This is a genomic window from Sphingomonas montanisoli, assembly GCF_008274695.1.
Lineage (GTDB): Bacteria > Pseudomonadota > Alphaproteobacteria > Sphingomonadales > Sphingomonadaceae > Rhizorhabdus > Rhizorhabdus montanisoli.
In genome coordinates this window covers 387,081-409,160 of record NZ_VTOU01000003.1, presented here as the reverse complement: position 1 = coordinate 409,160, position 22,080 = coordinate 387,081, and the positions used below count along the sequence as shown (strand labels likewise).

Sequence of the window (22,080 nt, the reverse complement as noted above, 5' to 3'; positions counted from 1 at the left end):
GGAGGGGGAGGGCGGCGGCTCAAAACGAGTTGGCCGCATCCTCCCCCTCCGTCAGCTTGCGCTGACACCTCCCCCTGGCGGGGGAGGATTTCAAAGTTACTTGATCAGCTTGGCGATCGCGTCCCAGCGGACCAGCTTGAAGTTCTGGGCGCCGTCCGGGGTGTGCCCGTCCTGCGCGACGAAGATGCCGGTCGGATAGTCGCGGCCGAAATTGCCGAGCATCAGGTCGATGCCGTCGGTTTCCTCGGTGCTGCCGAACTTACCCTGCGCGATGCGGAAGCGGCCGGCATAGCCGCCGTCCGACAGGCGCCACGCCGCATAGGCATTGTCGCCCTGGCTCGACACCAGCACATAGCCACCGCTGCGACCCATCGGCGCGATCGCAACGCCTTCGGCATCGGCGACGAGGCGGGTGCCGTCGACCTTGGCGATCGACGTCGGCTCGACGGGGCCGCTGGCGCGCGCGTCGAAGCGCCACAGGCCGACATCCTCCTCGGCGACGTAGAGCTTGGCCGTGCGATCATCGACCGCGCAGCCTTCGGACTGGGTGCCGAGCTTCATCGTGCGAACGATCCTGCCCGCCGGCGTCGCGGCCGCGAGGTCGAGCGCGACCTGGTTGATCGTGCCGTCCTTCATCACGACGAAGGCGTGGGCGGCGCCCTTCACGCGGGTCAGGCAGATGCCATAAGCCTCGCCGTCGCCCGCCGCCACGGTGCCGAGCGACGTCAGCTTTGCGGTGGTCGGATCGAGCCGGAACAAAGCGATTTTGGCATGCGCGACATCGTTGCGGTCGCTCGCGGCGACGAGGATGCCGGGCTTGCCCGCAACGGCCACACCGTCGCGCAGGTCGACATTGTTGACGCGGCCCGCATCGACGAAATCACGGCGCTTGCCGTCGAGGCCATAGACATAGAGCCCGGCCTTCTTGTCGGTGCCGATGATCAGGCTGTCGGCGGGCCGGCGCGGGTTGCGCCAGATTGCGGGATCGTCGGCCGCATCGGCATTTGCGGTGCCGACGGCTTCGGTTTCTCCGGACGCGAGAACCTCGGCGGTGGTGGCCGCCGAGGTCGGGATCGCTTGCCGGCTGGTCGCGCAGCCGGCAAGCAGAAGCATCGCCGACCACGCGGTCGTCACGGACAGATGGTTCATCAGAAGTTGAACCGGATGCCGCCGGTGTAGCGGCGACCGAACCGCTCCCACTCGATCGTCTGCGCACTGCTGCTCTTGGTCGGGATGCCCGTTGCGGTCAGCAGGTTGCCCGGATCGGAGAAGCGGCGGCCCGGGTGGTTCAGCAGGTTCGAAGCGTCGAAATAGACCTCGAAATTCTTGGTGACCGCATAGCGTGCCGAGAAATCGAGTTCGTCGTCCGAAGCCCAATAGGTATCGCCCGCATCGACCAGCGTGTCGGCGATCGAGTCGAGCCACTTGCCACGGTTCTGATACTGCAGGCGCAGCGACAGGCCGTACTTCTCGTAATAGGCGCCGATGTTGTAAACGAAGTCCGACGTGCCGGGCAGGCGAACGCGGCGCGCCGGGATGGCGCCCGATGCCGGCTTGGAGATGCGGCTGTTGTTAAGCGTCAGGTTGGCCGACACGCCGAAACCGCCCATGAAATCGGGCAGGCCCAGATTTTCGGTCCACGGTTCGAGCTGTAGCTGGGCTGCGGCTTCCATACCGTACAGGCGTCCGTCGCCGCCGTTGGTGATGCCCGAGAAGACATAGGTCGAACGATCGAAGCCGTTCGCGTCGAGCGCGCTCGAATTGAACGTGCGCGACTGGTTGTACAGCACGTCCTTGATCTTCTTGTAGAAAACACCGACCATCAAATAGCCCTGCGGCTTCATATACCATTCGAAGTAGCCATCGACGCCATAAGCCCGCTCAGGCTTCACCGCCGGATTGCCGCCGGAAATCGTCTGCGCGATGTCGTTGATCACGACGTTCGGACGCAGCTGATCATAATCGGCGCGGGCTGCACCGCTGTTGAACGACAGACGCAGCTTCTTGGTGTCGTCGACATTGTAGTTGATGTGCAGGCTGGGGAAGGCAAGCGTCTGTTCGGCGTTGGCTTCTACGGGACCGGTTACGGTGCCCACCGTCGCGAACGCCTTGCCGCGGTTCTTGATATGCTCGACGCGAACGCCGCCGATCACCGAACCCCAATCGTACTTCACCGTGCCCATCACGAAGCCGGCGAGCACCTGTTCGCGCACGTCATAATTGTTGGCCGTAGCGGGAACGAAGGGGAAGGCGGCCTTCGCCGCGTCCGAAGCGGCGCGCATCTTCGTGAGATCGAAATAGCGGAAGGTGTAATCCATCGGGACTTTGCCGAGGAACTTCTTGTCCAGCGAGAACTGGTTGTAGTCGGTCGGCAGGCCCGCCTGAGCAAACTGCGCTGCAGTCGTCAGGTTGATGTTCTTCTCGTCGGCCATCTTGGTGCGCTGGTCATATTGCGCGCCGATCTTAAAGGTCGTCTCGCCGCCCAGCATTTCGGCCGTGTGGCCCAGCACCAGCTTGCCGGTATAGGCCTTGGTCGTGTCGACAGCGTCGAGCACGTTGAACGATGACAGCGGCTTGGTGAAGGCATCGACACCGACTACGCGATCACCAGCCGAAAAGCGGGTCGGCCCCGACAGCTGGTTGGTGCGGAACAGGCTCACGCTCGAGCGGTTCGGGTTCGAGAAGTCGTAAGCAACGGTCGGACGCAGGTTGCGCGTGCTGGGGCTGTCCCACGTCGTTTCGCCGACGACCGAACGATCATCCTTCGATTCGGTGTAATTGGCGACCCAGGCGAGCGTCCACGCGCCGTCACCGAATTTGTGATCGCCCGCCAAGGTATTGGTGAACACCGACTGGCGGAAGGCGCGCAGTGTCGAACGCTGGCGGATGTCGATGCCGTACACTGTGCCCTTCTGCGGGGTGTTGCCGATGCAGACGTCGGCATAGCCCGACGTGGTCGGCGTGGCGTTCACGGTTGGGGTGCAGGCGGCGCTGCTGTTCGACAGATCGGATTCGCGGTCGTCAAGGTCGAAGCGGTAATTGTCGCGCGCCTCGTCGTCGGTGAAGATCGTATAGACCGACCGCAGCGAGATCTGATTGTCGTCGTCGGGGCGCCAATCGAGACGGCCCGAAACCGACCAGTTCTTGCGGGTCAGGCGATAGAGTTTGTTCTCGGCTTCGTGCGCCCAGAAGCGGGTGGCGTTGCCGGGACGCTGATCGCGAGAAACGGGTTCATAATCGACCTCGAAATTGTCGGTGATCATGTTGCGTTCGTAATAGCTGCCCGAAACCAGCACGCCGATCTCGCCTTCGCCCGCCTTGAAGCGGTTGGAGATGACGGCATTGGCTTCATATTCGCGCCGATCGCCCAGCTCGGCGACACCGCCGCCCAGCTTGCCGGCGGTGTGGAAGCCCGAATAGTCGAAGGCCGAGCGGGTGATGACGTTGACGTTGCCGGCGACGGTTTCACCCGGCATGTCGGGCGTCACCGCCTTCGACACGATGATCTTGCCCGCGATCGCCGAGGGGATCGAATCGAAGCGTGCGTCGCGGCCTTCCGGGCTCACCACGTTGATGCCGTCGAACGACAGCGTGGTCCAGGTCTTGGGCGCACCGCGCAGGTTGACGTAGCGGGCTTGGCCCTGATCGCGCTCGACGCTGATGCCGGGCAGGCGGCCGACGGCGGCAGCGATGTTCTGGTCCGGCAGACGGCCGACCGAGTCGGACGCGGCGACCGCGACCAGCGAGTCCGAATTGCGCTGGATCTGCAACGCTGCGGCTTCGGATTCGGCGATCGGGCGTGCGCCGGTGACGACGATCGCGTCACCTTCCGCAGCAGCGCTGTCAGCGACGTCCTGTGCGTGGGCGGCGGCACCGAACACGGTGAATGCAACAGTGGAGAGGGCGGCAGCGCGCAGCGCCCGCCCGAACGTGGTCGGCTTCATGTTTTCCCCCAGAGCGACTTATTGTCTGCGGGCGCCCTAGGCGGGGTGGATGAAACCGCGACTGCGTATCGATGACAGTCTTGTTACGTAGCGGTAATGTTATGTGTCCGTGCCGATCCGTCCGATGGCCGCGTCGCTCGCGAGCTTATCGGCGCGTTCGTTGTCGGGATGGCCGGCATGGCCCTTCACCCACAGCCATTCGATCCGGTGCGGGGCCGCGGCGGCGAGCAGGCGTTGCCACAGTTCGGCATTCTTGACCGGCTTCTTGTCGGCGGTCTTCCAGCCATTCTTGCGCCAGCCGTGGATCCACTTGGTCAGGCCGTCCATGACGTAGCGGCTGTCGGTCGACAGCTTGACCCGGCACGGCTTCTTCAGTGCTTCCAGCGCGCTGATCGCCGCCATCAGCTCCATGCGGTTGTTGGTGCTCGGGTTTTCGGCGCCCGACAATTCCTTCTCGGTCGTGCCGAAACGCAGCAGCGCGCCCCAGCCGCCCGGCCCGGGATTGCCCTTGCACGCGCCGTCGGTCGCGATCTCGACCAGGGGCAGATCGCTCATATCAACGTCGCCGGATCGGCCTCGGCGTAGAAATCGAGCCGGCGTTTGAAAGCCAGCGGATCCTTGCGCGTCACCAGCGCATCGGCGGGCGTGTTGAGCCAGTCCCATGCGCGCGTCAGGAGGAAGCGCAGCGCCGAACCGCGCGCGAGGACCGGGAAGGCGGCGCGCTCGAGGTCGGACAGGCCGAATTGCTGATCATAGCCGGCGATCAGCGCGCGGCCGAGTTCGGGCCGATAGGTGCGCCCGTCGCTCGAGAAGCACCACGCCGAATGCGTCACCGCCACGTCCCACGCGCGAATTTCGGTGCAGGCGAAGTAGAAATCGATCACCCCTCCGACGGTATCGCCCAGCATCAGGACATTGTCGGGGAACATGTCGGCATGGACGACCGAGGTCGGCAGGTGGCGCGGCCATTCGGCGTCGAGGAAGGCGAGTTCGCGCGCCACGCGGTCGCCCAGGCCCGCCTCGATCTGGTCGAGCTGGTTGCCGCATCTGTCGGCCAGCGCGTGCCAGCCGTCGAGGCCCAGCGTGTTGGGGCGGCTCAGGCGGAAGTCGCCCAGTGCCTTGTGCATGTCGCCCAGCGCGCCGCCTGCGGCCTTGGCCTGCGCGGGCGTCGGATGGCTCACCGAGACGCCCTGCAGGAATTCGATCAGGCAGGCGGGGCGACCGCAGAGTTCCTGCAACTGCTCGCCACGCCGGTCGCGCAACGCGCGCGGAATGTTCAGCCCCTTGGCCGCCAGATGATCGGTCAGCGCGAGGAAAAAGGGCAGGTCGCCTGCGTCGACGCGCTTCTCGTACAGCGTCAGGATGAAGCGGCCCTTGGTCGTGTCGACCAGGAAGTTGCTGTTCTCGACACCCTCGGCAATCCCCTTGGCCGACAGCAAAGTGCCGCAATCATAGCGGTTGAGGAAGGCAGCCATTTCCTCGGTGGAAACCTGCGTATAGACGGCCATGTCGGTTACGCGACCAGGCTGCGGGGCAGCTTGAACAGCATGTCCTCGGTCGCGCTTTCGACCTCATGCTCCTCGATCGCGAAGCGCGTGGCGAGCCGATCGACGACCTCGCGCACGAGCAGTTCGGGGGCCGAAGCGCCCGCAGTGATGCCCAATGTGCGGACGCCGTCGAGAAAGCCGAAGTCGATCTCGTCGGCGCGTTGGATCAGCACCGCGCGGGTGCCGCGCCGCTCGGCGACTTCGACGAGGCGCAGCGAGTTCGAGCTGTTGGGCGCGCCGATCACCAGCATCGCGTCGCAACGCTCGGTGATCGCCTTGACGGCGGCTTGCCGGTTCGACGTCGCGTAACAGATGTCCTCGCTGCGCGGCGCTCCGATCTCGGGGAAACGGCGGCGCAGCGCGGTGATGATCTCGATGGTGTCGTCCACCGACAAGGTCGTCTGGCTCAGGAAGGCAAGCGGCTGGCCGGCGGGCGGCGTGATCGCCTCGGCGTCCTCGACCGTCTCGATCAGGGTCATCACGCCATCGGGCACCTGGCCGAACGTGCCGATAACCTCGGGATGGCCGCGATGGCCGATGAACAGGATGTGGTGGCCGTTCGACACGAGCCGCTCGGCCTGGCGGTGTACCTTGGAGACGAGCGGGCAGGTGGCGTCGAGATAGTTCAGCCCGCGCTCCTCGGCCTTGGCCGGCACCACCTTGGGCACGCCATGTGCGGAAAAAACGACGGGTACGCCGTCGGGCACCTCGTCCAGTTCCTCGACGAAGATCGCACCCTTGGCCTTCAGATCGTCGACGACATATTTGTTGTGGACGATCTCGTGCCGCACATAGACCGGCGCGCCATATTTCTCGATCGCCAGTTCGACGATGCGGATCGCGCGGTCGACGCCGGCGCAAAAACCGCGGGGTGCCGCGATCAGCAGCGTCAGCGGCGGCTTCGAGGGGGCGGTGGCAACGTCCATGCCCGGCCGCTTACGCGATTGCTTGCCTGCGCGGAAGCCGCTTCCTATGATCGCGCGCAAGCCCACCGGATCCTGGCATCCGGCACGTTCGATTCAAGGATGCCTTTTCCGTGCTGAAGCTGAAGACTCAAGCGATCCTCCTCGCCGCCATTGCTCTCGCTGGTTGCAAGTCCAGCATGGACTTCGACGAGACCGGCGGGGTGAAGATCGCGCGCTCGGCTTGCCCCGCGGTCGCGATCGCGACTTACACGGGGGATGTCACCACCTTCACCTCGCCCACGCAGCGCACCGTCGGCGCGATTGACGTGACCGCCGCGATCACCAATCTGCAGACCAGCTGCACGGGCGAGACCGACCCGATCGGCGTCACCGCCAGTTTCGACGTACAGGCGACCCGCCCCACGGCCGGCCCGGCACGCCAGGTGGTGCTGCCCTGGTTCGCGACGCTGATCCGGGGTGGAAACGACATCCAGTCGAAGCAGACCGGGCAGGTTGTGGTGACCTTCGCCGACGGGGCGACCCGCGGCACCGGTCATGCCAGCGTGACCGGCTCGGTCTCGCGCGCGCTCGCCACGCTCCCGCGGGAGGTGCTTGAGCGCATCACCCGCAAGCGCAAGGTCGGCGATGCCGATGCCGCGCTCGACCCGCTGACCGAACCGAGCGTGCGCGACGCCGTGCTCAAGGCGAACTTCGAAATGCTCGTCGGCTTCCAGCTGACCGAAGAGCAGCTGGCGTATAACGCCACGCGCTAGTCTTTAACTAACGGTTCTTCATTTTTTCTTTTTCGCGGTTTGGTTCTGGCTGAATAGGCTGGCGCCAAACCAATGAATGGAGAGGATAATGGCGGACGGCACGGGCATCGTCGAACGGCTCGCATCGCTCAAGGTGATCGCGAAGATGCGCGGCGATGCGCAGGGATCGAGCTTCGCGGGCGAAATGGGCGCGCTGGCCCACAGCAACGTCTTCCTGTCTTTGTGGGGGCGGCCGGGGCTCGACGCGAAATCGCGCAGTCTCGTCACGCTGGGCATACTGATCGCGCTCAGGGCGCATGACGAGTTGCGTGTCCACATCCCCCTCGCGGTCGCCAATGGCTGCACTGTCGAGGAGGTGGAGGAGGTGATCTACCATGCCAGCGGCTATGCCGGCTTCCCCGCCGCCAACAGTGCGCGCGTGACGGCGATCGAGGCGCTGCGCGGCGAAGGGCTGATCGCATGACCGCGGTCGCCGGAAAGGTCGCGATCGTCACCGGCGGCGCGAGCGGGATCGGGCTGGGATCGGCAGGCGCGCTGTCGCGGGCCGGCGCGAAGCTGGTGATTGCCGACATCGACGGGGAAGGCGCCGAACGCGCCGCCGCAGGGCTGACGGGCGAAGCGATCGGCATTGCGTGCGACGTGACGCAGGACGATGCGTTCGATCGGCTCAAGGCCGCCGCGATCGATCGCTTCGGCCGGGTCGATATCGTGATGAACAATGCGGGCGTGCTGACGCGCGGCCTGCCCGATCATATCCCGTTCGACGAATGGCGCCGCGTGATCGACACCAACCTCATGTCGATCGTGCGATCGAACCTGGTGTTCGTGCCGCATCTGATCGCGCAAGGATCGGGGCATATCGTCAACACCGCCTCGTTCGGCGGCCTCTACACCTACGCCTTCGATCGCATCCCCTATGCGGCCAGCAAGGCGGCGGTGGTGCAGATGTCGGAGGCCTTGTGGCTCTATCTGAAGCCGCAGGGCGTGGGCGTCACCTGCCTGTGCCCCGGCCCGGTCAAGACCAACATCGCCCGCAGCCTCAAGACCTTCGGCCCGCCGATCGAGACGCGCGGGCCGCATGCGGGCTTCCCGCTGCTCGAACCCGACGTGGTGGGGCAGATGGTGGTCGACGCGATCCTCGCCGATCGCTTCATGCTGCCGACCGATGAAGGCATCACCGACCTGCTGGTCGATCGCGCGCGCGACTGGGATGGCTTCCTGGCGAAGGAGGCCGATCGGGCGGGCTAGCGTCTCGACGATAGTCCGGCGGTGCGACTGGTGGAGCTGAGGGGAATCGAACCCCTGACCTCTGCAGTGCGATTGCAGCGCTCTCCCATCTGAGCTACAGCCCCGCACACGCCGGACGCTCCCCCTAGCGGGCCCGCATCCGCGATGCAACAGCACAAATCGACGAACGCGCGTTGGTTTCGCGCCGATGCCGCACGGCCCGTCGCCCGCTGCCCTCGTTTCGCCGGTCCTGCAGGAACGCGCATCCAGAAAATGCGTTTTGCATCCATAGACCGGACGGTGGTTCCCCCCTTTCCGTCGTCCGGTCGTCCCATCAGAAATGCAGGAGGATGCAATGGGTTACGAACGCTACGGCCGCCGCGATAATCGCTTCGATCGCGATCCGCGCGACCGCGATCCGCGCTATGGCCGTGAGAGCTACGGCTATCGCGAGCGCAGCGATTACGGGCGCGATCAGGGCCGTCCGCCTCGTGACTATGACTATGACGATCGCGGCTTCTTCGACCGTGCGGGTGACGAGGTCCGTTCGTGGTTCGGCGATGAAGAGGCAGAGCGCCGTCGTCGTTGGGATGAACGGCTCCAGCAGCGCGAATATGAGCGCCAATATGGTGCAGGCAGCTATGCGGGTGCCCGTACGGGCTTCACTGGTTACGATGCCGGCTACGCGCCTTATGATGCGGGCTTCGGGCTGCAGGGCGACACCTATGGCGTCGGCCGCGGTGCCGGTGCGACCAGCACCTGGGGACTCGGCGGCGGCGCGAGCCATGACGGGTGGGGTCGCGACCCCAATTATTCGAACTGGCGCCGCCGTCAGCTCGCCGAACTCGATAACGACTATGAAGATTATCGCCGCGAAAATCAGTCGCGTTTTAACGATGACTTCGCGTCGTGGCGGACCAATCGCACCGGCCAGCGCAACGCGCTGAATCAGGCGCAGGAGCATCAGGAGGTCGTCGGTTCGGACGGCCAGCATGTCGGCACCGTCGATCATGTTCGCGGAGACCGCATCCTGCTGACGAAGACCGACAAGGATGCCGGCGGCCATCACCATTCGATCCCATCGTCGTGGATCGTATCGGTCGCCGACAAGGTTACGATCAACCGCACCGCCGCGCAGGCCAAGCAGGCCTGGAAGGATGAGGAGCGCAACGAAGGCCCGCACAATCTGAACCGGGCTTTCTCGGGAACCTACTAAGTTTCCGATCGCGCTTCGCGAGAGGAGGGCCGGCCTTAGGGTCGGCCCTTTTTCGTTACGCGACATGTATCACGCAGAGTGCGTAATGCGCCTTCGTGCGTGCGCAAATATCACTGGAACTTCGTCGTCAGTCGGCCTTTGATGCGCTGCACAACGGAGTCGGAATCGGATGGCAGACGCAGAACCGCGCCATATCGCGCGCAAACGGGCCGCGACCGGCCTGCCGCTGCCCGATAATGTCGCGCTGGTGCTCCAGGGGGGCGGCGCGCTGGGATCGTTTCAGGTGGGCGTCTATGAGGCGCTCGATGCTGCGCGGATCGAGGTCGATTGGGTCGCGGGCATTTCGATCGGCGCGATCAACGCCGCGATCATCGCCGGCAATCCGTGCGAGCGGCGCATGGAGCGGCTCCATAAATTCTGGGATCGCGCGACCGGGCTGATGCCCAGCTTCCCATTGCTGACGGGCGATTTCGGGCGCGAAATGCTGCACGAGCTGTCTGCGGCCACGGTCGGGCTGTTCGGCGTGCCGGGCATGTTCCGCCCGCGCTTCCTGTCGCCTTTTCTCGCGCCGTCGGGGTCGATCGACGCGATGAGTTTCTACGAAAGCGGGCCGCTGGCCGAGACGCTCGACGAGTTGGTCGACTGGGATCTGCTCAACGATGGACCGATGCGGCTGTCGGTGGGTGCGGTCGAGGTGGAGAGCGGCAACTTCCGCTTCTTCGACAGCAAGACCGAACGGATCGACAAGCGCCACATCATGGCGTCGGGCGCGCTGCCGCCGGGGCTGCCGCCGGTCGAGATCGACGGCAAATTGTGGTGGGACGGCGGCATCGTGTCGAACACGCCGCTGTCGTGGATCGTCGACAATCAGGACAGCGATCTGCTGGTATTCCAGGTCGATCTGTTTTCGGCCGCGCATGATCGGCCGAAGAACATCATGGATGTGATGTCGCGGCAGAAGGAGATTCAGTTTTCCAGCCGCACGCGCCAGATTTCGAACATGCTCGTCCGCCAGCGGCGCGAGCATGAAATGATCGCCCGGCTGCTCGACAAACTGCCGCCCGAACTGCGCGAGGATCCCGATGCGCAAAAGCTGCGCGACCTCACTCGCGAATCCAGTCTCAGCCTCGTCCAGCTTATCTACCGCGCCAATGCGTGGGAGGGCGGATCGCGCGACTATGAATTTTCCGCGCGCACGATGAACGAGCATATCGAGGCAGGCCGGCAGGCGATTGCCGAAACGATGACAAGGTCCGAAGTCATCGCGCAGAATATCTATGACGGGACGAGCGCTGCGTTCGACCTGACCAAACGCTGAGGAGATTTCTTCCCATGTTCCTGAAGGGCAAGACCGCGCTGATCACCGGTTCCACCTCGGGCATCGGCCTGGCTTATGCCAAGTCGCTGGCGGCCGAGGGCGCGAACGTCGTCATCAACGGCTTCGGCGATGCGGCCGATATCGAAAAGGAACGGGTCGCGCTCGAGGCCGCGAGCGGCGCGAAGGCGCTCTACAGCGGACATGATCTCACCAAGGTCGATCAGATTGAGGCGATGATGAAGGAGGCGGCGGACGCTTTCGGCGGCGTCGACATCCTGATCAACAATGCGGGCATGCAGCATGTCGCCCCGATCGAGGAGTTCCCGGTCGAGAAATGGGATCTGATCATCGCGCTGAACCTGAGCAGTGCATTCCACACCACCCGCCTTGCCGTGCCCTATATGAAGTCGAAAAAGTGGGGGCGGATCATCCAGACGGCGTCAGCGCACTCGCTCACCGCGTCGCCGTTCAAGAGTGCTTATGTGACGGCCAAGCATGGTCTGGCCGGCCTGACCAAGACGGTCGCGCTGGAAACCGCGACGTTCGGCATCACCGCCAACTGCATCTCGCCGGGTTATGTGTGGACCCCGCTGGTCGAAAAGCAGATTCCCGACACGATGAAGGCGCGGGGCATGACGCGCGAGCAGGTGATGAACGACGTCTTCCTCGCGGGTCAGCCGACCAAGCAGTTCGTGACGGTGGAGCAGGTCGCGGCGATGGCGGTGTTCCTGTGTCGTGACGATGCGGCGGGCATCACCGGCGCCAACATGTCGATCGATGGCGGCTGGACCGCGCAGTGATGCGCAGGGGTCAGACCCTGGTCTGTTCGAGCATGTCGCGGATCTGATCCGGCAGCGCGACGGCGTCGAACGGCTTGGTGATCACGCCGATGCTGTTCCCGCCGCGAAGCTGTGCCTCGTCCCGCCCGTATAAGGATGCGGTCACGAAGATCACAGGCGTATCGGCGCAGCATGGCAAGCTGGCCATCCGCTTCGCGAAGGTCGCGCCGCTCATCGCCGGCAGGTTGAGGTTGACCAAGGCAAGATCGAAGGACGGTCCTCCTTCGCTCAACGCCTCGAGCGCTTCGACGCCGCTGGCGAAGGATGTGAGGTCGAAATTGGAGCGATGGGCGAGGGCGAGTTCGACGACGAAGCGGATATCGTCTTCATCCTCGACGAGCAGGGTTCTCATTCGGTCGGCCATCGCCACGACCCTTTCCGGAAAGCGCAGCCGATGTCGGGCGCGCGAAAGGGCTATAACCGTCAGCGTCGCGACTCTTTCCATTGGTCCGAACACGTGAACGGCGTGTCGCGGATTTGCGCCATTTCCTGTCGTCCCGATTCGATCGCGACGACGGGCTTGCGGTTTGGGCAGGCGGGCGTCACTCTTCTCCGAATTCTCAGGCGGAGACCATGACCCTGCTGACGACTGCCGCCCGCATGCTGATCATCCCCGCCGCGCTCGGCTGCCTGGCGGGGTGTGGGGGCGACGGCGTCGAAGATCGGCCCCAGCCAGCCAGCCAACCGGCCGCCAGCAAGCCGCCCAAGCCGCAGCCGAGCGACTGGCGCGAGATCATCAGCGACGCCGATCGCGATCGGCTCGCGCGCTGGCGACAATCGTGGATGGCGGGGCTCGAAAAGGCGGGCGCGGCCGGACAGGCAAAGGCGATCGCGGCGCAGGGCATGCTGATGAAGCCCGATCTTTCGATGCCCGGCCCGTCGCTTCCTGCCGGCGACTATGCCTGCCGCGTGATCAAGATGGGCGCGCAGGCCAAGGGGATGCCGAACTATACCGCTTATCCCGCCTTTACCTGCCGGGTCTCGGCTGAGGGGGCGGTGCTGCGTTTCGCCAAGCTCGACGGATCGCAACGGCATGTCGGCACCATCTATCCTGACGACGGCACCCGCATGATCTTCCTCGGATCGCTCATGCTGGGGGATGAGACGCGCCCGCTGCGCTACGGGCGCGATACCGAACGCGACATGGTCGGCGTGGTCGAACGGGTCGGGCAGGCGCGCTGGCGCATCGCCTTCCCCTATCCGCGCTGGGAATCGCTGATCGACGTAATGGAACTGACCCCGAAGGGATGATGATGAAGATTGCTCCGCTGATCGCCTTTGTCGCCATGATCGCCGCCACGCCTGCGCTGGCGGACCCGCTGGGTGACGCGGTCAAGGCGGACATGCCGGGGCTGCTCACGATCTACAAGGATCTGCACGCCCATCCCGAACTGAGTTTCAAGGAAACCCGTAGCGCGGGGATCCTGGCGGCAGAGGCCAAGAAGGCGGGCTTCACCGTCACCAGCGGCGTCGGCCAGACCGGGGTGGTCGCGGTGCTGAAGAACGGCCCCGGCCCGGTGCTGTTGCTCCGCGCCGACATGGACGCGCTGCCCGTCACCGAAGCGACCGGCGTTCCCTATGCCAGCCAGAATAAGGGCGTGATGCACGCCTGCGGCCACGACACCCATATGACCACATGGATCGCGGTCGCGCGGCGGATGGCGGCGATGAAGGATCAGTGGTCGGGCACGCTCGTGATGATCGCCCAGCCCGCCGAGGAGATCGGATCGGGCGCACGCGCGATGCTGAAGGACGGGCTCTACACCAAATTTCCCAAGCCCGACGTCGCGATCGCTTTCCACGATTCGGCGACCCTCCCCGCGGGGACGATCGGTCTGGTCGACGGCTATGTGATGGCCAACGTCAATTCGGTCGACATCGTGGTGAAGGGCGTCGGCGGGCACGGCGCCTATCCGCATCTCGCCAACGATCCGATCGTGCTTGCCTCGCGCATCGTCGGCACGCTGCAGACTTTGGTGTCGCGGGAGACCAATCCGCTCGAATCGGCGGTGGTGACCGTCGGCAGCTTCCAGGCAGGCACCAAGCACAACATCATCCCGTCCGATGCCCATCTCCAGCTGACGGTGCGCAGCTACAAGCCCGAGGTGCGGCAGCATCTGCTCGACGGTATCGGCCGGATCGCGAAGGGCGAGGCGATCGCCGCGGGCCTGCCCGACGATCTGATGCCCGTCGTCACGATCGCCGATCAGAACACACCGGCGACCTTCAACACCCATGATCTCACCGCGCGGATGAGCGACGTCTTTACCAAGCGGTTCGGCGCGGATCGGGTGAGGATGGACAAGCCGCAGATGGGAGGCGAGGATTTCTCCGAATTCTGGCTGGCCGATCAATCGAAGCAGGCGCTGCTATTCTGGGTCGGCGGCGTGCCGAAGGCGAAATGGGATGCGGCGAAGGGCGATGTTACCAAGTTGCCGTCGATCCATAGCGCCCACTGGGCGCCCGACGCGGAAGCCGTGATCGGCACCGCCACCGAGGCGATGACGAGCGCCGCGCTGGACGTTCTCGCCAAGAAGCCCTAAATTAAAACGCATTGCAGCGATTTTGAGCGCGCAGGTGCGTGGGCCGTTGTGTCTGCGCCAGATATGCTATAACGCATTATAGAAACCTCCAGGGCAGCGGAGGTCGGCACAGGAGATTCGTCATGGACCAGGGCGCAAGCGCACCGCAGCAGGATACCCGCACCGAGAAATCGGCAACCTGGGAGCGGCTCAAGCTGCTTTCGAAGGAAGAACGCGCGGCGTGGCGGCTCGAGCCGTCGGTCGAGCGGCGCGATCCCGATGCACGCAACCTGCCCGACGAATTCCCCTTCGGCTGGTTCGGCATCATGTGGTCGGATGAGCTGGCGGTGGGTGAGGTCAAGTCGGTGCGCTACTTCGCCAAGGACATGGTCCTGTGGCGCGGCGAGGACGGCAAGGCCCGCCTGCTCGACGCCTATTGCCCGCATTATGGCGCGCATCTCGGCAGTGGCGAGGTTCACGGCAATTATGTGCAGTGCCCGTTCCACGCCTGGCGGATCGACGGCAACGGTGCGGTCAAGGAAATCCCCTACGCCCGCAACATCCCGCCGCAGGCCAAGCGCGACAATTGCGTGCCGAGCTACACGATCGAGGAAGCCAACGGCTATATCTACATGTGGTATCACCCCGAGGGCGTCGCCCCGATGTGGGAGATGCGCACGATCGAGGAATTCGGCCACCCCGACTGGACCGGCTTCACCAAGGCGAAGTGGCACATCTACGGCGCGATGGACAATGTCGCCGACAATGGCGTCGACATCGCGCATTTCCGCTATGTCCACCGCACCCAGAACGTGCCCGAATATGAGTTCAGCTATGACGGCATCAAGCGATCGACGATCGCGCGTGCCAAGCTGGGTACGCCGATGGGCACCGTCGATGGTGTGATCATGAGCTCGTCGGTCGGCATGGGGCAGGGCTTCACCCGCTTCCAGGGCATTTCGGATACGATCATGATCCCGGCGATCGTCCCGATCGAGCGCGACAAGATCCAGTATCTCTACGGCTTCATTCAGCCCAAGGAAGAAGCCGAAGGGCCGAAGGGCGGCCTTGCCCGCGCGATCATCAAGGACATCTGCTGGCAGTTCGACGAGGATAAGGTGATCCTCGACGGCTATCGCCGCCTGGCGCGCCCGCTCGTCTGCGACGGCGACGGTCCGTTCGGCCGCAACTGGCAATATACCGACCAGTTCTACCTCAGCCGCCGCAAGGCGCCGACGCCGGACAAGCTCGCCGCCGAATAAACGGGCGGGTCTCGATACGGAAAGGGCGGCCACTGGCCGCCCTTTTTGTTTGTGCTCAGTCCGCCGCCACCGGCCCGGTCGGTGCGGGCGGGCGCTTGGTGAACCATACGAGGATGGTGACGACCAGCATCGCCCATCCGCACGCCCAGAAGATGTCGGTCAGGCTCAGCAGATAGGCCTGGCCCACGACCTGTCGCGTGACGATCGCCGCCGCCTGGGTCTCGTTCGGCCCCAGCGCACCCAAAGCATTGGCGGCATAGGGGTAAGCGCCGCCAAGGTGGTTCAGTCCTTCGACCATCCGGCTCTGGTGCAGCGCTTCGCGCCGGTCCCAGAATGTGGTGATCAGCGATGCGGCGAAGCTGCCCGCGGTGATGCGCGCGAAGTTTGAGATGCCCGTCGCCGACGGCAGCTTTTCGGGCGGGACGCCGCCGAGCGCGATCGTCACCATCGCCAGGAAGAAGGTGCCCATCGATATGCCCTGGACGAGCATCGGCAGCGTCAGCGAGTAGAAGTCGGCATAGGTCGTGTAGCCTGCGCGCATGAAATAGGATGCGGCGAAGGCTACGAACGCCACCGTCGCCAGCCAGCGCACGTCGATCTTGGTCGACAACTTGGCCGCGAACGGTGTGAGGAGCACGGCCACGGCACCGCTCGGCGCCGCAACCAGCCCGGCCCAGGTGGCGGTGTAGCCCATCTGGGTCTGCAGCCACAAAGGCAGCAGCAGTGCCGCGCCGAAGAACAGGGCATAGCCCGCGCACAAGGCGATCGTGCCGATCAGGAAGTTGCGTTCCTTGAACAGGCTCAGGTCGATCGCGGGATGCTTCTCGGTCAGTTCCCAGATCAGCCAGGAGATGAAGCCGACCGCGCAGACGACCGTCATGATCACGATCCGCGGCGAATTGAACCAGTCGTCATTCTTGCCGAGATCGAGCACCATCTGCAGCGCACCGACCCAGACGACCAGCAGGCCGAGGCCGACCGAGTCGATCGGCAGCTTGCGCGTCGGCGTCTCGCGGCTCGACAGCGAGAACCAGGACACGGCGGCGCAGAACAGGCCGACCGGCAGGTTGATCAGGAAGATCCAGCTCCAGTGATAATTGTCGGAGATAAAGCCGCCCAGGATCGGCCCCATGATCGGTGCGACCAGCGTGGTCATCGACCATATGCCAAGCGCCGTCGCCCTCTTATGGGGCGGAAAGATCGAGATCAGCAGCGCCTGGCTGCCAGGGATCATCGGCCCGGACACCGCGCCCTGAATGACGCGGAAGGCGATCAGCGAGGATAGATTCCAGGCGATGCCGCACAGGAACGATGCGATCGTGAACAGGATCACCGAGACGGTGAAGGTGCGGACCACGCCATAGCGGCCCATCAGCCACCCGGTCAGTGGCACCGCGACGCCGTTCGCGACCGCGAAGCTGGTGATGACCCAGGTCGCGTTGTCCGAACTGACGCCCAGATTGCCGGCAATCGTCGGCAGCGAGACGTTCGCGATCGTCGAATCGAGCACCTGCATGAAGGTGCCGAGCGCGAGCGCAAAGGCGGTGAGGCCGAGGGCCCCGCCGGAAAGCGGCGGGATTTCGGCGCCACCCGCGGCGGCGGGGCCGGCCATCTTACCGGCCCGTGCCGCGGTTGGCGGCGATGATCCGCTGGATATCAGCTTCGACGCTGGCGCCCAGCGCATCGCTCTGTTTGCTCTGGAAACCGCCCGAGGCGGGCTGGGCGAGAAGCGGACCCGAACGATCGGCCACGTCGACCTCGGCCATCACAGACATGCCGATCCGCAAGGGGTGCTCACGCAACTCCTTGGGATCAAGCGCGATGCGAACAGGCAGGCGCTGGACGATCTTGATCCAGTTGCCGCTGGCATTTTGCGGGGGCAGCAGCGCGAAGGCGTTGCCGGTGCCGGCGCCCAGACCGATCACATGGCCGTGATAGACCGCATCGTCGCCATAGACGTCGGCGGTGACGGTGGCGGGCTGGCCGATGCGGATGTTGCGCAGCTGGGTTTCGCGGAAGTTCGCGTCGATCCACACCTTGTCCAGCGGCACGACCGCCATCAGCGGGGTGCCTGGGGCGACCTGCTGGCCCAGCTGGACGCTGCGCTGCGCGATGACGCCGTCGACCGGCGCGGTCAGGTGCATGTGACCGCGTGAGATGGCGGCGGTGCGATAGCGCGCAATCGCCGCGAGGACGGCGGGGTTCGCCTCGACGCTAGCGCCCTGCACGCTGGTGCGCGCCTGGGCGAGTCGGCTTTGCGCGAGCTGGAGCGCTGCATTGGCGGTGGTGACTGCGTCGCGGGCATGCGCGACCTCTTCGCCCGATACCGCGCCGTCGGCGGCCGCGCGCTGGCGGCGGCCGAGATCGTTGCGTGCCTTGGCAAGTTCGGCCGAAGCCTGCGCGACGGACGCGCGGCCTTCGTCGACTGCGGAGAAGTCGGAGCGGACCGCGCGAACGGCGCGGGCGAGTTCGGCCGCCGCCTGGGCGAGCGTGACGTCGGCCTGCGCGGGATCGAGGTCGATCAGCGGATCGCCCGCCTTCACGCCCTCGGTATTGTCGGCGTGGATAGCCAGCACGGTCGCGGGTTCGCGGCTCGTGATCGCGACGACGTCGCCGGCGACATAGGCGTCGTCGGTCTCCTGCACGTCGCCGGCGAAGAACAGCGCGTGGACGCCCCAGGCGATGAGGCCGAGGAGGACAACGACGCCGAGGATCAGGAAGGCGCGCTTGCGGGTGCGTTGATTGCCCTGCGTCTCGTCGACCGGCGGCGGGGCGGCGGGGGGCGTGGCGCCGGGCACGTCGGTGTCGGCCACGGCGGCGTCGGGGCGGCTGGAGCTGTTGTCGGTCATGGCTGGGCCTCGGTGGGGGTCTGGGTCGCGACGGCAAGCGCGGGAGTGGGGGCGAAGTCGCCGCCGATTGCGGCGACGAGTTGGATACGGCGGATCGCGCCGTCGGCGGCCAGATCGATCTGTCCCTGCCGCGCGGCGAGCAGCCGGGTGTCGGATTCGAGGATGTCGAGCTGCGACGCGAGGCCGGTCTGGATGCGGGTGCGATCGAGGCGGACGACATCCTGGAGGCCGGTCAACACATTGGCCTGTTCGGCGGCATCGCCCTGATTGGCGCGGACGAGCGCGATCGCATCGGCGGTGTCGCGGATGGCGCGGACGACCGAGTCGTTATAGTCGGCAATGGCGACGTCGACCTGGCCCGTGGCGCGCTTATAGTCGGCGGTCAGCCGCCCGCCCTCGAAGATCGGCAGGCTCAGCGACGGGCCCGCGCCATAGGTGCGCGATCCCCATTCGGTGATGTTGCCCAGGCCGAGCGCCTGAAAACCGAACATGCCGAGCAGATTGATATTCGGGTAGAAAGCCTTCTTCGCGACCTGGCGGCCCGCGCTGGCGGCGGCGATCCGCGCCTGTCCCGCCAGCAGGTCGGGGCGACGGCCCAGCAGGTCGGCTGGCAAAGCGGTGGGCAGCGGTACGGCGCGATCGAAGGCGAGAGCCGTCGTCCCGACCGTCGCGTAATAGTCGGCGCCGCGACCGGCGAGCGCCGCGAGCGCATGGACGATCGTTTCGCGCTGGGCCCGTGCACGCAGTTCGGCCTGGCGGGCCTGGGCGAGCAGGGTCTCGGCCGCGCGGGCCTCGAAATTGCTCGAAAGCTGGTTGCGGATCCGCGACTGGATCAGCGTGACCGAGCGCTGGCGCGCCGTCACGAAATCGGCGGCGACGCGGGTCTGCTGTTCGGCGCGGGCAAGCTCGACATAGGTCTGCGCGACTGCGGAACTCAGGGCGAGCCGCGCGGCGGCGGCGTCGAGCGAAGCGGCGTCGGCACTCGCCTTCGCCTCATCGAGCGCGGCCTTCTGCCTGCCGAAGAAATCGAGCGACCAGCTGACATTGGCAGCGGCATTGCCGACCCACTGGGACGATCCGCCGAAGGGGGGCGGGATGATGTAGTTTTCGGGAAGGCGCGTGCGCTGTTCCTGCGCGCTTACCGATACGCTGGGCAGAGTGCCCGCGCGTGCCGTCTCGATCCCCGCCTGCGCGATCCGCATCCGCGCCATCGCACCGGCCAGCGTCGGGCTGCCCGACAGTGCATCGGCCATGATCCGGTCGAGCTGGGGATCGCCCAGCGCCTTCCACCAGTCGACCGCCACGGGCACGCCCGCGACGCCGCCCGTCAGGCCCACGTCGGGTGCACCGATCGGCTTGAGCGCGGGCGTGATCCCGCGCGGCGCACAGCCCGCCAGCAGCAGGGCGGCGAGTGCCGCGCCTCCAACGAAACTCTTCATGCCTTGTCTTCCCCGTCGGCGAGGGTGCCGAGCAGACGCTGAAGCAGGGTGATCAGCGTTTCGGCTTCGTCTCGCGTGAAAATCGAAAGATGCTCGTTCCACAGGTCCATCATCACCGGCGTCAGCCGGCTGAGCATAGTCTGGCCCGCTTCGGTCATCTCGAGCTTGACGACGCGGCGGTCGGCCTGATCACGGGTGCGCAGGATCAACCCGCGCTCGTCGAGCTGGTCGAGCATGCGCGTCACCGCGCCGCTATTATGGCCGAGGCATTTGGAGATTTCCGCTGCGGTGATCGCCATCCGATAGCGGATGTGGAACATCGCGATCCACTGGCTCAGGTTGATGTCCTGATCGGCGAAGAGCGTTTCGGCGCGCGCCGTTCCCAGCTTCTTCAGCCGGTGAACAAGGTAGCCGATCGATCGTTCGGGAACGAAATCAGCCTTGGTATAAAACGGATCGGACATTCGACTGCCTGTGCAATCACTGCATAGGCAGCGTTTACAACCATGTCAGTCGAGTCGCAATAGTCTATTTCTGGACTATTGCTGAGGAGGGTTTCAGACCGGAGACTCGCCGATCACGTTGCCGCCTTCGAGGTAGCGACACACGAGAAACTCGTCATGTCGCCCTTGGATCAGGGCGCAACCGACGCGCTTGGTCGATCGCCAGATCAACTGGGTATAGTGGCCGACATCGTCCAGTCGGCCGGTGCGGCTGTTGATCGGGAAGATGCCGGGGCGGAAATGCCGCCGCTCGGCCGCCCACAGCCCGACCATCATCTCCGGCGTGTAATGGCCGCGCGTGCCGGCCCACAGATTCTCGCCTTGTGGATTGAGCGAGGAATCGCGCGAATGAACGAGATGGCCGACGCGGCTGAGATGGCGACCCCACAGGCCGGCTTCGCCAGCGAGCCGATCGTCCCAAACCAGCGGCGGCACGCCGGCCTGCGCGCGCACCCGATTATGTGCGGCGAGCAGGCGATCGTCGAGATTGGCCGTGCGTTCGGAACTCGCACCCACCGTCAGGAACGCGAGCAACGCGACCGCAACGGTCGACACCTTTTGCCCTTTCAAACCCAGCACCTGCATTCTCCCAACAGCGCCGGGCTTTTATGATCCAGGGTGGATCAATGTTCCCCACCCGCCCGGTTGCAATCGATCGACTACGTATTTCCCCTCATATCATTAGGACGAAAGCGCCACGATTTCTAACTCGTTTCGCTCCATCCAACCGCATGACATCACGATTTCGCTGCCCTGAAAATACCGGGTATCCGCTAGGCATTCTTACGGATCAGCGCGGGTTGAGGACTGACCAGCCCGTCGCGACCGCGAGTTGCTGGAGTGCAAGCGCGCCCAGCTGAGAATTGCCGCGATCGTTGAGGCCGGGGGACCAGACCGCTAGCGAGGCGACGCCCGGTACGACCGCCAGAATTCCGCCACCGACACCCGACTTCCCCGGCATGCCGACGCGGAAGGAGAATTCGCCCGATCCGTCATAATGGCCGCACATCATCATCAGCGCGTTGATCCGGCGCGCACGCAGCGCCGATACGACATTGTGGCCTGTGTCGGGATGCGCGCCGCCCGCCATCAGATATCGCCCCGCCATCGCGAGTTGCCGGCAGGTCATCGAGAGCGCGCATTGGTGGAAATAGACCTGCAGCACATCTTCGGCGGCATGATCGAGGTTGCCGAAGGCACGCATATAGTTGGCGAGCGCCATGTTGCGGAAGCCGGTCTCCTTCTCGCCCTGCGCGACATCCTCGTCGATGCGGATGCCCTCGTCGCTCGCGAGGTGGCGGGTGAAGCGCAATATCTCGCCCACCGCTTCGGTCGGTCGGCTGCCGCCCAGGATCACGTCGCTGACCACGATCGCGCCGGCGTTGATGAACGGGTTGCGTGGAATGCCATGCTCGGCCTCCAACTGGACGATCGAATTGAAGGCCGATCCCGAGGGCTCGTGTCCCACGCGCCGCCACAGCTGATCGCCCACCTTGCCGAGCGCGATCGTCAGCGCGAACACCTTCGATATCGACTGGATCGAAAAGGGCACGTCAGCGTCGCCGGCAACGTGCATGGTGCCGTCGGCCAGCACGACCGCTATGCCGAAATGGCGCGGATCGACCCCGGCGAGGCCGGGAATATAGTCGGCGACTTTGCCGCGATCCTCCTCGCGGGCCATGTCGCCTGCGATTTCGGTCAGGATGGCGTCCAGATCGAGCCCTTCGGTCATTCCC

Annotated in this window: 21 protein-coding genes and 1 tRNA gene; 9 read left to right on the top strand and 13 right to left on the bottom strand. The window is 65.2% G+C overall.

From position 1 onward, the window contains the following. Positions 1 to 96 precede the first annotated feature (96 nt). The 5 genes from FYJ91_RS13195 to ispH all read right to left on the bottom strand — a co-directional run bounded on the left by FYJ91_RS13195 (position 97) and on the right by ispH (position 6,417). Positions 97 to 1,149 carry a phytase gene (locus tag FYJ91_RS13195; protein WP_149522738.1) on the bottom strand — a complete coding sequence of 351 codons (1,053 nt, stop codon included), beginning with the start codon at positions 1,147 to 1,149 and terminating at the stop codon, positions 97 to 99. Further along, a complete protein-coding gene (locus tag FYJ91_RS13190; RefSeq protein WP_149522737.1) occupies positions 1,149 to 3,944 on the bottom strand; it encodes a TonB-dependent receptor in 2,796 nt (931 codons plus the stop codon). The genes FYJ91_RS13195 and FYJ91_RS13190 overlap by 1 nt, the downstream gene beginning before the upstream one ends. Before the next feature lie 99 nt (positions 3,945 to 4,043). Next, complete coding sequence (gene rnhA / locus FYJ91_RS13185) at positions 4,044 to 4,499, bottom strand: ribonuclease HI (RefSeq protein ID WP_149522736.1); 456 nt, start codon at positions 4,497 to 4,499, stop codon at positions 4,044 to 4,046. Next, complete coding sequence (thrB, locus tag FYJ91_RS13180; RefSeq protein ID WP_149522735.1) at positions 4,496 to 5,452, bottom strand: homoserine kinase; 957 nt, start codon at positions 5,450 to 5,452, stop codon at positions 4,496 to 4,498. The genes rnhA and thrB overlap by 4 nt, the downstream gene beginning before the upstream one ends. Before the next feature lie 5 nt (positions 5,453 to 5,457). After that, positions 5,458 to 6,417 (bottom strand): 4-hydroxy-3-methylbut-2-enyl diphosphate reductase, encoded by a 960-nt coding sequence (ispH, locus tag FYJ91_RS13175; protein ID WP_149522734.1) that lies wholly within the window; start codon positions 6,415 to 6,417, stop codon positions 5,458 to 5,460. Positions 6,418 to 6,527: 110 nt separating this feature from the next. Here ispH and FYJ91_RS13170 point away from each other — a divergent pair, with 110 nt between their 5' ends. From FYJ91_RS13170 to FYJ91_RS13160, 3 genes are all read left to right on the top strand, one after another. Then, positions 6,528 to 7,169: a hypothetical protein gene (locus FYJ91_RS13170; RefSeq protein WP_149522733.1), complete on the top strand. Its 642-nt coding sequence runs from the start codon at positions 6,528 to 6,530 to the stop codon at positions 7,167 to 7,169. Positions 7,170 to 7,257: 88 nt separating this feature from the next. Further along, a complete protein-coding gene (locus FYJ91_RS13165; RefSeq protein WP_149522732.1) occupies positions 7,258 to 7,632 on the top strand; it encodes a carboxymuconolactone decarboxylase family protein in 375 nt (124 codons plus the stop codon). Continuing rightward, positions 7,629 to 8,417 carry an SDR family oxidoreductase gene (locus tag FYJ91_RS13160; protein WP_149522731.1) on the top strand — a complete coding sequence of 263 codons (789 nt, stop codon included), beginning with the start codon at positions 7,629 to 7,631 and terminating at the stop codon, positions 8,415 to 8,417. Before FYJ91_RS13165 ends, FYJ91_RS13160 begins: the two co-directional genes overlap by 4 nt. A 28-nt stretch (positions 8,418 to 8,445) precedes the next feature. Here FYJ91_RS13160 and FYJ91_RS13155 read toward each other — a convergent pair. Continuing rightward, positions 8,446 to 8,521: transfer RNA gene (locus tag FYJ91_RS13155), tRNA-Ala, on the bottom strand. A gap of 230 nt (positions 8,522 to 8,751) precedes the next feature. On the opposite strand from FYJ91_RS13155, the gene FYJ91_RS13150 reads away from it, so the two are divergent. From FYJ91_RS13150 to FYJ91_RS13140, 3 genes are all read left to right on the top strand, one after another. Beyond that, the gene (locus FYJ91_RS13150) at positions 8,752 to 9,612 is read left to right on the top strand and encodes a DUF2171 domain-containing protein (RefSeq protein WP_149522730.1); all 861 of its coding nucleotides are present in this window, start codon (positions 8,752 to 8,754) and stop codon (positions 9,610 to 9,612) included. A 169-nt stretch (positions 9,613 to 9,781) separates the two neighbouring features. Next, on the top strand, positions 9,782 to 10,930 hold the full coding sequence (locus FYJ91_RS13145) for a patatin-like phospholipase family protein (RefSeq protein ID WP_149522729.1): 1,149 nt from the start codon (positions 9,782 to 9,784) through the stop codon (positions 10,928 to 10,930). A 14-nt stretch (positions 10,931 to 10,944) separates the two neighbouring features. Continuing rightward, positions 10,945 to 11,730 carry a 3-hydroxybutyrate dehydrogenase gene (locus FYJ91_RS13140; protein ID WP_149522728.1) on the top strand — a complete coding sequence of 262 codons (786 nt, stop codon included), beginning with the start codon at positions 10,945 to 10,947 and terminating at the stop codon, positions 11,728 to 11,730. Positions 11,731 to 11,740: 10 nt separating this feature from the next. Here the strand turns inward: FYJ91_RS13140 and FYJ91_RS13135 are convergent, their stop codons facing one another. After that, complete coding sequence (locus tag FYJ91_RS13135) at positions 11,741 to 12,133, bottom strand: response regulator (RefSeq protein ID WP_181008503.1); 393 nt, start codon at positions 12,131 to 12,133, stop codon at positions 11,741 to 11,743. Positions 12,134 to 12,342: 209 nt separating this feature from the next. Here FYJ91_RS13135 and FYJ91_RS13130 point away from each other — a divergent pair, with 209 nt between their 5' ends. The 3 genes from FYJ91_RS13130 (at position 12,343) to FYJ91_RS13120 (ending at position 15,553) form a co-directional block, all read left to right on the top strand. Next, positions 12,343 to 13,020: a DUF4893 domain-containing protein gene (locus tag FYJ91_RS13130; protein WP_246152620.1), complete on the top strand. Its 678-nt coding sequence runs from the start codon at positions 12,343 to 12,345 to the stop codon at positions 13,018 to 13,020. 2 nt (positions 13,021 to 13,022) lie between these two features. After that, on the top strand, positions 13,023 to 14,312 hold the full coding sequence (locus tag FYJ91_RS13125) for a M20 metallopeptidase family protein (RefSeq protein WP_425474049.1): 1,290 nt from the start codon (positions 13,023 to 13,025) through the stop codon (positions 14,310 to 14,312). A gap of 122 nt (positions 14,313 to 14,434) precedes the next feature. After that, on the top strand, positions 14,435 to 15,553 hold the full coding sequence (locus FYJ91_RS13120) for a Rieske 2Fe-2S domain-containing protein (protein ID WP_149522725.1): 1,119 nt from the start codon (positions 14,435 to 14,437) through the stop codon (positions 15,551 to 15,553). A 55-nt stretch (positions 15,554 to 15,608) separates the two neighbouring features. Here the strand turns inward: FYJ91_RS13120 and FYJ91_RS13115 are convergent, their stop codons facing one another. From FYJ91_RS13115 to FYJ91_RS13090, 6 genes are all read right to left on the bottom strand, one after another. Beyond that, positions 15,609 to 17,165 (bottom strand): DHA2 family efflux MFS transporter permease subunit, encoded by a 1,557-nt coding sequence (locus FYJ91_RS13115; RefSeq protein WP_149522724.1) that lies wholly within the window; start codon positions 17,163 to 17,165, stop codon positions 15,609 to 15,611. Between the two features lies 1 nt (position 17,166). Then, the gene (locus FYJ91_RS13110; RefSeq protein WP_149522723.1) at positions 17,167 to 18,402 is read right to left on the bottom strand and encodes an HlyD/EmrA/EmrK family protein; all 1,236 of its coding nucleotides are present in this window, start codon (positions 18,400 to 18,402) and stop codon (positions 17,167 to 17,169) included. Continuing rightward, positions 18,399 to 19,841: an efflux transporter outer membrane subunit gene (locus FYJ91_RS13105; RefSeq protein ID WP_149522722.1), complete on the bottom strand. Its 1,443-nt coding sequence runs from the start codon at positions 19,839 to 19,841 to the stop codon at positions 18,399 to 18,401. Before FYJ91_RS13105 ends, FYJ91_RS13110 begins: the two co-directional genes overlap by 4 nt. After that, the gene (locus FYJ91_RS13100) at positions 19,838 to 20,305 is read right to left on the bottom strand and encodes a MarR family winged helix-turn-helix transcriptional regulator (RefSeq protein WP_149522721.1); all 468 of its coding nucleotides are present in this window, start codon (positions 20,303 to 20,305) and stop codon (positions 19,838 to 19,840) included. Before FYJ91_RS13100 ends, FYJ91_RS13105 begins: the two co-directional genes overlap by 4 nt. A 93-nt stretch (positions 20,306 to 20,398) precedes the next feature. Continuing rightward, positions 20,399 to 20,929 carry a CAP domain-containing protein gene (locus FYJ91_RS13095; protein ID WP_149522720.1) on the bottom strand — a complete coding sequence of 177 codons (531 nt, stop codon included), beginning with the start codon at positions 20,927 to 20,929 and terminating at the stop codon, positions 20,399 to 20,401. Between the two features lie 205 nt (positions 20,930 to 21,134). Beyond that, positions 21,135 to 22,076, bottom strand: coding sequence for a glutaminase (locus FYJ91_RS13090; protein ID WP_149522719.1), 942 nt, complete (start codon positions 22,074 to 22,076; stop codon positions 21,135 to 21,137). Positions 22,077 to 22,080 lie beyond the last annotated feature (4 nt).

Coding starts and splice junctions, on each gene's coding strand:
- FYJ91_RS13165 (WP_149522732.1), top strand. CDS start 7,258: ATGGCGGACGGCACGGGCATCGTCGAACGGCTCGCATCGCTCAAGGTG.
- FYJ91_RS13115 (WP_149522724.1), bottom strand. CDS start 17,165: ATGGCCGGCCCCGCCGCCGCGGGTGGCGCCGAAATCCCGCCGCTTTCC.
- FYJ91_RS13150 (WP_149522730.1), top strand. CDS start 8,752: ATGGGTTACGAACGCTACGGCCGCCGCGATAATCGCTTCGATCGCGAT.
- FYJ91_RS13160 (WP_149522731.1), top strand. CDS start 7,629: ATGACCGCGGTCGCCGGAAAGGTCGCGATCGTCACCGGCGGCGCGAGC.
- thrB (WP_149522735.1), bottom strand. CDS start 5,452: ATGGCCGTCTATACGCAGGTTTCCACCGAGGAAATGGCTGCCTTCCTC.
- FYJ91_RS13090 (WP_149522719.1), bottom strand. CDS start 22,076: ATGACCGAAGGGCTCGATCTGGACGCCATCCTGACCGAAATCGCAGGC.
- FYJ91_RS13105 (WP_149522722.1), bottom strand. CDS start 19,841: ATGAAGAGTTTCGTTGGAGGCGCGGCACTCGCCGCCCTGCTGCTGGCG.
- FYJ91_RS13130 (WP_246152620.1), top strand. CDS start 12,343: ATGACCCTGCTGACGACTGCCGCCCGCATGCTGATCATCCCCGCCGCG.
- ispH (WP_149522734.1), bottom strand. CDS start 6,417: ATGGACGTTGCCACCGCCCCCTCGAAGCCGCCGCTGACGCTGCTGATC.
- FYJ91_RS13195 (WP_149522738.1), bottom strand. CDS start 1,149: ATGAACCATCTGTCCGTGACGACCGCGTGGTCGGCGATGCTTCTGCTT.
- FYJ91_RS13145 (WP_149522729.1), top strand. CDS start 9,782: ATGGCAGACGCAGAACCGCGCCATATCGCGCGCAAACGGGCCGCGACC.
- FYJ91_RS13110 (WP_149522723.1), bottom strand. CDS start 18,402: ATGACCGACAACAGCTCCAGCCGCCCCGACGCCGCCGTGGCCGACACC.
- FYJ91_RS13100 (WP_149522721.1), bottom strand. CDS start 20,305: ATGTCCGATCCGTTTTATACCAAGGCTGATTTCGTTCCCGAACGATCG.
- FYJ91_RS13135 (WP_181008503.1), bottom strand. CDS start 12,133: ATGGCCGACCGAATGAGAACCCTGCTCGTCGAGGATGAAGACGATATC.
- rnhA (WP_149522736.1), bottom strand. CDS start 4,499: ATGAGCGATCTGCCCCTGGTCGAGATCGCGACCGACGGCGCGTGCAAG.
- FYJ91_RS13125 (WP_425474049.1), top strand. CDS start 13,023: ATGAAGATTGCTCCGCTGATCGCCTTTGTCGCCATGATCGCCGCCACG.
- FYJ91_RS13095 (WP_149522720.1), bottom strand. CDS start 20,929: ATGCAGGTGCTGGGTTTGAAAGGGCAAAAGGTGTCGACCGTTGCGGTC.
- FYJ91_RS13120 (WP_149522725.1), top strand. CDS start 14,435: ATGGACCAGGGCGCAAGCGCACCGCAGCAGGATACCCGCACCGAGAAA.
- FYJ91_RS13140 (WP_149522728.1), top strand. CDS start 10,945: ATGTTCCTGAAGGGCAAGACCGCGCTGATCACCGGTTCCACCTCGGGC.
- FYJ91_RS13190 (WP_149522737.1), bottom strand. CDS start 3,944: ATGAAGCCGACCACGTTCGGGCGGGCGCTGCGCGCTGCCGCCCTCTCC.